This is a genomic window from Streptomyces coryli (assembly GCF_011044975.1).
GTDB lineage: Bacteria > Actinomycetota > Actinomycetes > Streptomycetales > Streptomycetaceae > Streptomyces > Streptomyces coryli.
The window spans coordinates 41,744-51,021 of record NZ_JAAKZV010000030.1 but is presented as its reverse complement, the minus strand read 5'-3'; the positions used below and the strand labels follow the sequence as shown (position 1 = coordinate 51,021).

Here is a 9,278-nt window from a genome sequence, read left to right as displayed (position 1 = left end):
GCATCCCCCGCCGCGCCTCCGGGTCGGACAGCGCGGCGGGCGGTGGTCGGCGACCCGCTGGAAGCAGAGCGGCGGGGCGGCGGGCGGGTGGAGCGTCGCGAAGTCCTCGCCCGGGCCCCAGCGGGGGTCGGGGCGGTTGACCTCGCCGCCGAGGAGGCCGCTGTAGAACACGGCCAGGGCGTGCGGGTCGGGGCAGTCAAGCACGATGCATTCCAACTCGCCGATCATTACGGGAGAGTACCTAACTACCATCGGCGGGCATGACGATCGATACGAGTGCCATACCGCCGTACACGTTGATCGCCGAGGGCCTGGAGGGCGGGGCCCGGAGGTGGCTGGTCGTAACCCCGGACGGGGCGCGGGAGTTGGGCGAGGGCGTCGGGCTCGGTGAGCTGCTGGGCGGCGATGCCGAGGCCTTCCGGGCCGCGCTCGCGGCCGCCCGCCCTGTACCGCACCGGGCGGTCCGGCTCGCGGCCCCCGTCGACTCCGATACGGAGGTGTGGGCGGCGGGTGTGACGTACACCGTTTCGCGCGAGGCGCGGATGGAGGAGAGCGAGCAGTCCGCGGACGTCTACGAGCAGGTCTACGACGCCGAGCGGCCGGAGCTGTTCTTCAAGGCGGTCGGGTGGCGGGTCAGCGGCCCCGGGGAGGCCGTCGGGGTGCGGGCCGACTCCACGTGGGATGTGCCCGAGCCGGAGCTGGCGGTGGTGTGCGCCGCGTCCGGGGAGATCGTCGGGGCGACGGTGTGCAATGACGTCAGCTCGCGGTCGATCGAGGGCGAGAATCCGCTCTATCTGCCGCAGGCGAAGGTGTACCGGGGGTCGTGCGCGATCGGGCCCTGGATCCGGCTGGCCGAGGGGGTCGGGGACCTGCTGACGCTGGGGATCGAGGCGGCCATCGAGCGGGACGGCGGGCCCCTGTGGAAGGGCGATACGACGACGGCGCGGCTGCACCGGACGCCGGCGGAGCTCGCCGACTGGCTGTTCCGCGGGGACGACTTTCCGCGTGGGGCGGTGCTGTCCACCGGTACGTCGGCGGTGCCCGGGCCGGAGGTCACGCTGGAGGCGGGGGACCGGGTCGTGATCGACATCGAGGGCATCGGGCGGCTGGCGAACCCGGTGCTGCGGGGGAAGGCCGGCTTCGGCCGCTGATACCGGTGGGGGGTAGGTGCGGTACCGTGACCGGGTGAGTCCTGTCCGGGTGTCCGCGCGTGCCGCGCTGCTGGTCCTCGCCGTGTTGGTGGGGCTGGTCGGCATGCATGCGCTGGCGCCCGGGGACGCGGTGGCCGCGGAGCGCGGGCCGGGCGCGCATGCGATGAGCGGGCATGCCGCCGGTGGTCACGTATCGACCGGTCACGACGACGCCGCCGCCGTGCTCGCGGCGGCTTGCTCGCACGATGAGCCCGCCGGGCATGGCGGGCAGCATGCCGACGGGACCTGTGCCTCGGCGGGTGTCGCCGGGGCGCCGGTGCTCGCGCCTCCGCTGGGGGTCGCGGAGCCGGCCGCCGACGGGGCGGCCGTGCTCGCCGTCCGGAACGGGCCCGGCTCTGCGGCGGAGCGGGCGCCGCCCTCGCTCGCCGAGCTCCAGTTGCTGCGGATTTAGGCCGACGTTCTACGGATCCACGTGGGTCCGTGCGACGTGCCTCTATTCGTTTCTCAGCAACAGGAGACAACTCCGCATGACTTCGTACCGCAAGCACACCCCCCGTATCGCCATGGCCGCCGTCGCGGCCGGCGCCGCGCTCACCCTCGCCGCCTGCGGCGGCAATGACGACAGCGGCAGCGGCCACGGGGGCGGCCACGGGTCGTCCTCGTCCGCGCCCGCCGCCAAGGCGGACAAGGACGGCAAGCACAACGCCGCCGACGTCGCCTTCGCGCAGCAGATGATCCAGCACCACCGGCAGGCCATCGAGATGGCCGAACTGGTCCCCGACCGGGCCGGCTCCGCCGAGGTCAAGAAGCTCGGCGCGGACATCAAGAAGGCGCAGGACCCGGAGATCGAGACCATGAGCGGCTGGCTCAAGTCCTGGGGCGAGGAGGTCCCCGGCGACATGAGCGGCGGCCACGGCGGGCACGACATGCCGGGCATGATGAGCGCCGACGAGATGGCGAAGCTGGAGAAGAGCGAGGGCGCCGCCTTCGACAAGCTCTTCAGCGAGCTGATGATCAAGCACCACGAAGGCGCGATCGAGATGGCCGAGACGGAGAAGAAGGACGGCGCTTACGGGCCCGCCAAGAAGCTCTCCGACGCGGTGATCAAGACGCAGAGCGCCGAGATCAAGGTGATGGAGAAGTTGGCCGACTGAGCCTGCCGCACCTCTCCTGCCCGGTCCCGGCGGTGCGTCCGCCGGGCCGGGCCCCTTTGGTTACGGGCGCTTGGGGAGTACGAGCAAAGCCCCCGTCTCCGGGTGCGGGAAGACCTCCACCGGCTGTCGGTAGACCTTCGTGAGCAGCGCCTCGTCGAAGACCTCCGCCGGGGGTCCGGCCGCGGCCACCCGTCCCTCGTGCAGGACCGCGGCCCGGTCCGCGTATGCCGCCGCCAGGCCGAGGTCGTGCAGGACCACCACGACCGCGGCGCCCGCCGCCGCGCGGGCGCGGGCGAGGCGGAGGACCAGCTCCTGGTGGCGCAGGTCCAGGGCGGCGGTGGGCTCGTCGAGGAGGAGCAGGTCCGTGTGCTGGGCCAGGACGCGGGCGAGGGCGGCGCGGGCCTTTTCGCCGCCGGAGAGGGCGGTGAAGGGGCGGTCGGCGTAGTCGGTCAGCTCGGTCGCGGACAGGGCGGACGCCACCGCCGTGTCGTCCTCGTCCTCCGCCGGCGTGCCGCTCCAGGGCGCGCGCCCCATCCGTACGACATCCGCCACGGTGAACGGGAACGACACCGCCGCCGCCTGCGGCAGCACCGCGCGCCGCAGGGCGAGTTCGGGTGCGGACCAAGCGGCTGCGGGGCGGCCCGCGATGCGTATCTCACCCTCCTCGGGGGCGATGTCCCCGGCCAGGGCGGCCAGCAGCGTGGACTTCCCGGCGCCGTTGGGGCCGACCAGCGCCAGTACTTCGCCCGCCGATACGGACATGTCGACGCCGTCGAGGACCATACGGCCCCCGAGGCGAACGGAGGCCGCAAGCGCCTCGGCCGCCACCGCGCCGGGTGCGAGCGACTCCGGGAATCGGCGGCTGGACCGGCCGGAGGCCAGCGCGCGGCCCGGTGCGAGCAGCGTGCGGATCATGCCCAGCCCCCTTGTTTGCTACGGGTCCTGCGCAGCAGCCAGAAGAAGAACGGGCTGCCGAAGAGCGCCGTCAGCACCCCGAGCGGCAGCTCGGCCGGCTCGGCGGCGGTACGGGCCGCCAGGTCGGCGGCGACCAGCACGAGCGCGCCGCCGACCGCGCTGAACGGCACCAGGAAGCGATGCCCTGGCCCGGCCGCCATGCGGAGGAGGTGCGGGACCAGCAGGCCGACGAAGGTGACGATGCCGGCGACCGCCACCGCGGCCGCGGTCAGCAGCGCCACGACGAGCACCAGCGTCAGCCGCAGCCGCTCCACATCCACGCCCAGGTGCCGGGCCGGGCGCTCGCCGAGCGCGAGCAGGTCCAGCTTGCGGGCGTACCACGGGGCGATCACCAACCCGGCGGCGGCGCAGGGGAGTACGGCCAGCACCTTCGGCCAGGTGGCCTGGGAGAGCGAGCCGAGCTGCCAGAAGGTGATCTGGGTGATCTGGGCGTTGTCGGCGAAGAAGATGAACAGGCCGATCAGCGCGCCCGCGAAGGCATTCACGGCGATGCCGGTGAGGATCAGCGTCACGACCTCGGTGCGGCCGCCGGCGCGGGAGAGCACGTAGACGAGGAGGACGGTCGCCAGGCCCGCGACGAACGCGCAGGCGGTGATGGTCCAGTTGCCGAAGAAGTTCAGGCCGAGCGCGATGGCGCCGACCGCGCCCACGGCGGCGCCGGCCGAGATGCCGATCACGCCGGGCTCGGCGAGTGGGTTGCCGAACACGCCCTGCATCAGCGCGCCCGCGCAGCCGAGCGAGGCCCCGACGAGCAGGGCGAGGACGACCCGCGGGAGGCGGACGTTCCACAGCACGCTCTCGCCGGTGCGGTCCAGCGCCGAGCCGCCGAGTCCGGCGCGGTGCAGCAGCGAGCCGACGACATCGCCTGGCCCGATCCCGTACGCGCCCGTGCCCGCCGCGAGCACGGCGGCGGCGACGGTGGCGACGATCAGGGCTGCGGCGAGGACGGGGACGCGGGAGCGATGCGCCTTCGGCGCTGGGCGATCGGCTTTTGAGTCGACCTCGGAGCGGGTCAAAGTGGTGTCCATCAACGTCCCTTGTGGAGCTGCGCGACCAAGTCCGTGAGGACCTCGTCCGTGCGCGGCCCGTAACTCAGCAGCACCCCGTCGTCGATCGACGCGACCCGGCGCTGCTGCCCGGCCGGGGTCTGCGCGATGCCCGGGATCTTCAGCAGCCCGTCCACGCCGTCGACGGACTCGAGGCCCTTCGTCATCACCAGGATCACGTCGGGCGCCGCCTTCGCCAGCGCCTCGCTGGTGATCGGCGTGAAGTCCTTCTCCAGCCCGGACTCCTTGCCCGCGTCGATGCCGCCCGCGGCCTCGATCAGGGACGCGGCGCCGGAGTCGGCGCCGCCGAGCATGTAGACGGAGGCGGTGCCGCGCAGGTAGAGGAAGGCGACGCGGGGCTTGTCGCCTTTGTGCTCGGGGATCTTGCGCTGGGCCGCGGCGATACGGTCCTCGCTGCGGGTGCGCAGCTTCTTGCCGTTGTCGGTGACACCCAGGGTCCCGGCCACCGCGTCGATGCGCTTGCCGACGTCGGTGAGTTCCTTCGCCGGGTCGATGACCACGACCGGGATGCCGGCGGCCCGTATCTGCGAAATGGCCTCCTCCGGGCCCGTCGTGGTCTCGGCGAGCACCACGTCGGGCTTGAGGGAGAGCACGCTCTCGGCGGAGACGTCGTGGCCGTGGGTGACCACCGGGAGCTTCTTCGCCTGCTCGAAGGTGGCGGTGATGTCGCGGGCCACGACGCGCTTGCCGAGGCCGAGCGAGTAGACCAGCTCCGAGATCGAGCCGGTGAGCGGGACGATCCGGTCCGCCTTACGCACGGTCACCTTGCGGCCGTCGGCGGAGCGGACGGTGGTGGGCAGGTCCGGCTGCGCGGTGGCGGCGACCGGCTCGACGCGGTCGGGCCGCTTGTCCGCTGTGCCGCCCTTGCCACCGCCCGCCGCGTCGGCCGGCGCACCCGAGCCGCCGCCGCAGCCCGCCAGGGCCAGCGCCAGCACGCCCGCGGCGGCAACGGCGCGCAGTCTGCGCCCCGTTCTTGCATAATCCAGCCGCTTCACCGGACCTCCACCTCACGATCTCCGGGGCCGGGTCTTCCGACCTACCGGCCGATAGCTTAGGTTAGGCTCACCTAAACAACCAGATCGGAGGGGTGATCCGATGCCGCGGCGCAGCCTGCCCGCTTACCTCGCCACCGCGCTCGCCGCGCTGCTCTTCGCCGGATTGCTGCCCAAGTCCACGGCGCACGCCGAGGCCCGCACCGTGTCCGGCGGCCGGCTGGACTGGGGTATCAAGAGCTCCTTCCTCGCGTACGTCACCGGGCCCATCGCGCAGGGCAAATGGACGCTGCTCGACAATGCGGCGAGCGGCTTCCGCTTCCACTCCGCGACGGGCTCGTACGACCCCGGCACCGGCGCGCTGACCGCCGCCTTCACCGGCGGCGTGCACTTCACCGGGCACAAGGAGGGCGGGTCGTACCGGCTGGACATGACGCTGCGCCGGTTCACCGTGAAGATCGCCGGCGGCAAGGGCACCCTGCACGCCGATGTCACCAGCAAGGACCGCGACAGCGGACAGGTGAGCAGCCAGAGCCAGGTGGCGCTGGCCAACCTGGGCGTGTCCGGCGTGAACATGCGCGGCGGCGGCACCCCGATCGCCCTGAACCGGGTCCCGGCGACGCTGACGGCGGCGGGGGAAAAGGCGTTCGGCGGGTACTACCCGGCCGGGACGGCGCTGGACCCGGTGAGCCTGTCGGTGGATGTGAAGGCGGCGGCGAAGAAGCCGAAGAGCCCGTCGGCGAAGCCCTCTTCGTCTTCTGACGACAAGGACGACAAGCCCGCCGCCGACGGCAAGCTCCGCGACGGCGCCGTCGACTGGGGCGTGCGCCGCACCTTCCGCGAGTACGTGACCGGCCCGGTCGCCAAGGGCAAGTGGGCGGTCAGCAACGGGGCGAAGGACGGCGGCGCGCTCTTCCGCTTCGGCGCGGGCACGGGCACGTACGACGCGAAGAAGCAGCGCCTCGACGCGGACTTCTCCGGGAAGCTGCGCTTCACCGGCAAGGATCTCGACCTCGTGCTGAGCGGCGTGGGCGTCGAGGTCGCGAAGGGCAAGGGCACGCTGTCCGCCGATGTCACGTCGGCGGGCGGGAAGACGGATCAGGGCGTGCCGCTGGTCACCTTCGACGCCGGTGAACTGAAGCCGAAGGACGGCCTGGTCGCGGTGGCGGACGCCAAGACGCGGCTGACGAAGGACGGCTCGAAGGCCTTCGGCGGGATGTATCCGGCCGGTACGGAGATGGACCCGGTCTCCGTCGCGGCCGCCCTCGACAAGGACGCCGAGCTGCCCGCGCTGCCGGACCTGGGCAGCGACGCGGCGCCGAGTGCCGCCGCCGAGACGAAGGCGGCGGTCGCGGCCGAGACCGAGCCGGCCGGTTCGTCCGGCTCCAACGCCCTCCCGCTCTCGCTCGGCGGCGCCGCGCTGCTGCTGGCCGCGGCCGGCGCGGGGGCGTATGCCGTGCGCCGTCGGAAGGCGGCGGCGGGCGGTGCCTCTGAGACCAGCACTCCGACTGACTGACGACTGACTCACTGACGACTGACAACTGAAACCCCGAGGAGCCATACACCCATGACCGCCACCCGCAGACGCCTCGCGATAGCCGTCGCCTCGGCCGCCGTCCTCGGCACGGGCGCGCTCGCCCTCCCCGCCATGGCCGCCGACGCCGATGCCCCCGCCGCCGGTCCGGCGGCGATCGACCTTACCGACGGCACGCTGAAGTGGGGGGTCAAGGAGTCCTTCCGCAAGTACGTCACCGGGATGGCGGCCGGTGAGATCACCGTCGCGGACGGGGCCGAACAGGCGGCGGACAACGGGCCGTTCACCTTCACCGGCGGCACGGGCTCGTACGACCCGGCGACGCACGCCGTCGACTCGGCCTTCAAGGGGAGCGTGCGCTTTACGTCGAAGCTGCACGGCTTCGACATCAAGCTCGCCGATGTGAAGCTGAAGACGGAGAACGCCACCGCCGGCGCGATCACCGCCGACATCACGGCGGCGGGCAAGACCAGCGACGACGTGGCGCTTGCCGACCTCGATCTGAGCGGGGTCAAGCCGGGGCAGGGCGAGGGCGGGGCGATGACGTTCGCCGATATCCCGGCGAAGCTGACGGCCGAGGGCGCCAAGGCCTTCAACGACATGTACAAGGAGGGCGAGACGCTCGACGCGGCGACGCTGAGCGTCAAGGCGGCTTCGGGCGGTTCGGGCGGTGCGACCGGGGGCAGCACCGGCGGCGCGACCGGTGGCTCGTCCGGCGCGGGCGGCTCGACCGGCTCCGGCGGTACGGACGCCACCGGGGGCAGCGGTTCGGGCGGCGGCTCCGGCTCGGGCGGCTCGGACGCGGGCGGCGGGTCCGGATCCGGGTCCGGCTCGGGCGGTGGCGAGGCGCCGGCTCCGGTGGAGGGCGCGATCGTCGACGGGCGGCTCGACTGGGGCGTGAAGGAGTCCTTCCGCAAGTACGTCACCGGGCCGGTCGGGGGCGGCAAGGTCGAGCTGGGCGACGGGGCCACGAAGCAGGGTGAGGGGTATCGCTTCCCCGACGGGAAGGGCGAGTTCGAGACGGAGACGCCCGGTCTCGACGCGCGCTTCGGCGGGACGGTGCGGTTCCTCGCGCACAAGGAGGGCGACTCCTACGCCCTGGACCTGAAGTTCAGCGACCTGCGGGTCGAGGCGGACGGGCAGAGCGCGGCGCTGGTCGCGGATGTCTCGTCGAAGGACCGGGAGTCCGGCAAGGTCACCAACAGCAGTGACATCGAGGTCGCGGACCTTTCTACGGACGCGGGCAAGCTGACCGCGAAGGACGACATCGTCGAGCTCAAGTCCGTACCGGCGAAGCTGACGGCGGAAGGCGCGAAAGCCTTCGGCGGCTTCTACCAGGAGGGCGACGCGCTGGACCCGGTGAGCGCGGCGCTGTCACTGTCCGAGGACGCGGAGCTGCCTGGCGGCGGCTCGGGTGGTTCTGAAGGTTCCGGCTCCGGCGGTGCCGACAGCGCGGGCGGCGCCGGCACGGTCGGCGGCTCCGACCCGCTGGCATCGACCGGCTCCGGCACGCCGGTGGGCGCCCTCCTCGGAGCGGGCGCCGCGGCAGCCGCGATCGGCGGGGCCGCGGTGTTCGCGGCGTCGCGGCGCCGTAACCGAGCCGAGGGCTGAGACGGCGAAGCGCGCCTGGTGATCCGACAGTCACCAGGCGCGCTTCGCGCTTTTCTAAGCGGTACGCGGGAACTGCGCGCCCAGGTCGTGGAACATGGCGGTGTTCAGCGCGAACGCGCGCTTGCACTCGTCCACGACCCGGCGCTGCTCGAGGTCGTCGAGCGGCACCTCGTCCAGCAGCTCCCGGTAAGAGCGCTTGTAGGCGGCCGGGTTGGAGATCTGCTCGAAGACGTAGAAGCGCACGCCGTCGCCCTTGCGCTCGAAGCCCCAGGTCTTCTCCGCCGTGCCGCGGATGATCTGTCCACCGGACAGGTCGCCCAGGTAGCGGGTGTAGTGGTGCGCCACGTACCCGGCGGGCCACTCCCGCGCGCACTCGCTGATCCGCTCCGCGTAAGCCCGCGTAGCCGCCAGCGGCGCCGTCCCCCGCCACCCAGGCGCGACGAAGTCCAGATCCCGCTCCAGCTCCGGGACCCGGGCCAGCTCGGGCTGGACGAACGGGCCCGCTACCGGGTCGTCGGCCAGCCGGTCCCAGGCAGCTTCCAGGGCGCTGTAGACGTGCCACAGCTGCTCCGTGTAGCGGGCATAGGCGTCGACGCCGAGGCGGCCGCCGAGGAGGTCGGACATGAAGGTCGAGGTCTCGGCCTCGGTGTGCTGGTCGTGCGATTCGGTGCGCAGGCGGACCGAAAAGGGCGTCGTCTCCATGGTGGCCATCTTCTTTGGTTAGGCTTACCTAAGTCAATACGCTTACCGACGATCTGTCGGCAACTTTACCCGGTGTCGCTCGGCCGAACCAT

General features: G+C 72.6%; 10 protein-coding genes. 5 read left to right on the top strand and 5 right to left on the bottom strand.

The window, feature by feature from the left end; all coding sequences use genetic code 11:
• Positions 1–228, bottom strand: a 228-nt coding sequence (locus tag G5C51_RS10205) for a VOC family protein (protein ID WP_276617613.1), incomplete at its 3' end; no start/stop codon positions are given.
• A gap of 32 nt (positions 229–260) precedes the next feature.
• Here G5C51_RS10205 and G5C51_RS10200 point away from each other — a divergent pair.
• From G5C51_RS10200 to G5C51_RS10190, 3 genes are all read left to right on the top strand, one after another.
• Complete coding sequence (locus tag G5C51_RS10200; RefSeq protein WP_165235273.1) at positions 261–1,151, top strand: fumarylacetoacetate hydrolase family protein; 891 nt, start codon at positions 261–263, stop codon at positions 1,149–1,151.
• 34 nt (positions 1,152–1,185) lie between these two features.
• On the top strand, positions 1,186–1,602 hold the full coding sequence (locus tag G5C51_RS10195) for a DUF6153 family protein (RefSeq protein ID WP_338118081.1): 417 nt from the start codon (positions 1,186–1,188) through the stop codon (positions 1,600–1,602).
• A gap of 76 nt (positions 1,603–1,678) precedes the next feature.
• Positions 1,679–2,305, top strand: coding sequence for a DUF305 domain-containing protein (locus G5C51_RS10190; RefSeq protein WP_165235266.1), 627 nt, complete (start codon positions 1,679–1,681; stop codon positions 2,303–2,305).
• A gap of 60 nt (positions 2,306–2,365) precedes the next feature.
• On the opposite strand, the gene G5C51_RS10185 is transcribed toward G5C51_RS10190, so the two are convergent.
• Genes G5C51_RS10185 through G5C51_RS10175 form a run of 3 tightly spaced genes read right to left on the bottom strand, consistent with a single transcriptional unit; the run spans position 2,366 to position 5,342 of the window.
• On the bottom strand, positions 2,366–3,220 hold the full coding sequence (locus G5C51_RS10185) for a heme ABC transporter ATP-binding protein (protein ID WP_165235263.1): 855 nt from the start codon (positions 3,218–3,220) through the stop codon (positions 2,366–2,368).
• Positions 3,217–4,308: a FecCD family ABC transporter permease gene (locus G5C51_RS10180; RefSeq protein ID WP_165235260.1), complete on the bottom strand. Its 1,092-nt coding sequence runs from the start codon at positions 4,306–4,308 to the stop codon at positions 3,217–3,219. The genes G5C51_RS10185 and G5C51_RS10180 overlap by 4 nt, the downstream gene beginning before the upstream one ends.
• Positions 4,308–5,342, bottom strand: a complete 1,035-nt coding sequence (locus G5C51_RS10175) for a heme/hemin ABC transporter substrate-binding protein (RefSeq protein WP_338118080.1) — start codon at positions 5,340–5,342, stop codon at positions 4,308–4,310. Before G5C51_RS10175 ends, G5C51_RS10180 begins: the two co-directional genes overlap by 1 nt.
• Before the next feature lie 100 nt (positions 5,343–5,442).
• Between G5C51_RS10175 and G5C51_RS10170 the strand changes: the two genes are divergently transcribed.
• Positions 5,443–6,855: an HtaA domain-containing protein gene (locus G5C51_RS10170; RefSeq protein ID WP_165235257.1), complete on the top strand. Its 1,413-nt coding sequence runs from the start codon at positions 5,443–5,445 to the stop codon at positions 6,853–6,855.
• Positions 6,856–6,906: 51 nt separating this feature from the next.
• Complete coding sequence (locus G5C51_RS43730; RefSeq protein WP_165235254.1) at positions 6,907–8,484, top strand: HtaA domain-containing protein; 1,578 nt, start codon at positions 6,907–6,909, stop codon at positions 8,482–8,484.
• A gap of 54 nt (positions 8,485–8,538) precedes the next feature.
• Here G5C51_RS43730 and G5C51_RS10160 read toward each other — a convergent pair whose 3' ends face one another.
• Positions 8,539–9,186, bottom strand: a complete 648-nt coding sequence (locus G5C51_RS10160; RefSeq protein ID WP_165235251.1) for a biliverdin-producing heme oxygenase — start codon at positions 9,184–9,186, stop codon at positions 8,539–8,541.
• Between the last annotated feature and the right edge of the window lie 92 nt (positions 9,187–9,278).

Bases quoted from the DNA above. Each gene is read 5' to 3' on its own strand.
- G5C51_RS10200 (WP_165235273.1), top strand. From the start codon at position 261: ATGACGATCGATACGAGTGCCATACCGCCGTACACGTTGATCGCCGAG.
- G5C51_RS43730 (WP_165235254.1), top strand. From the start codon at position 6,907: ATGACCGCCACCCGCAGACGCCTCGCGATAGCCGTCGCCTCGGCCGCC.
- G5C51_RS10160 (WP_165235251.1), bottom strand. From the start codon at position 9,186: ATGGAGACGACGCCCTTTTCGGTCCGCCTGCGCACCGAATCGCACGAC.
- G5C51_RS10190 (WP_165235266.1), top strand. From the start codon at position 1,679: ATGACTTCGTACCGCAAGCACACCCCCCGTATCGCCATGGCCGCCGTC.
- G5C51_RS10180 (WP_165235260.1), bottom strand. From the start codon at position 4,308: ATGGACACCACTTTGACCCGCTCCGAGGTCGACTCAAAAGCCGATCGC.
- G5C51_RS10185 (WP_165235263.1), bottom strand. From the start codon at position 3,220: ATGATCCGCACGCTGCTCGCACCGGGCCGCGCGCTGGCCTCCGGCCGG.
- G5C51_RS10170 (WP_165235257.1), top strand. From the start codon at position 5,443: ATGCCGCGGCGCAGCCTGCCCGCTTACCTCGCCACCGCGCTCGCCGCG.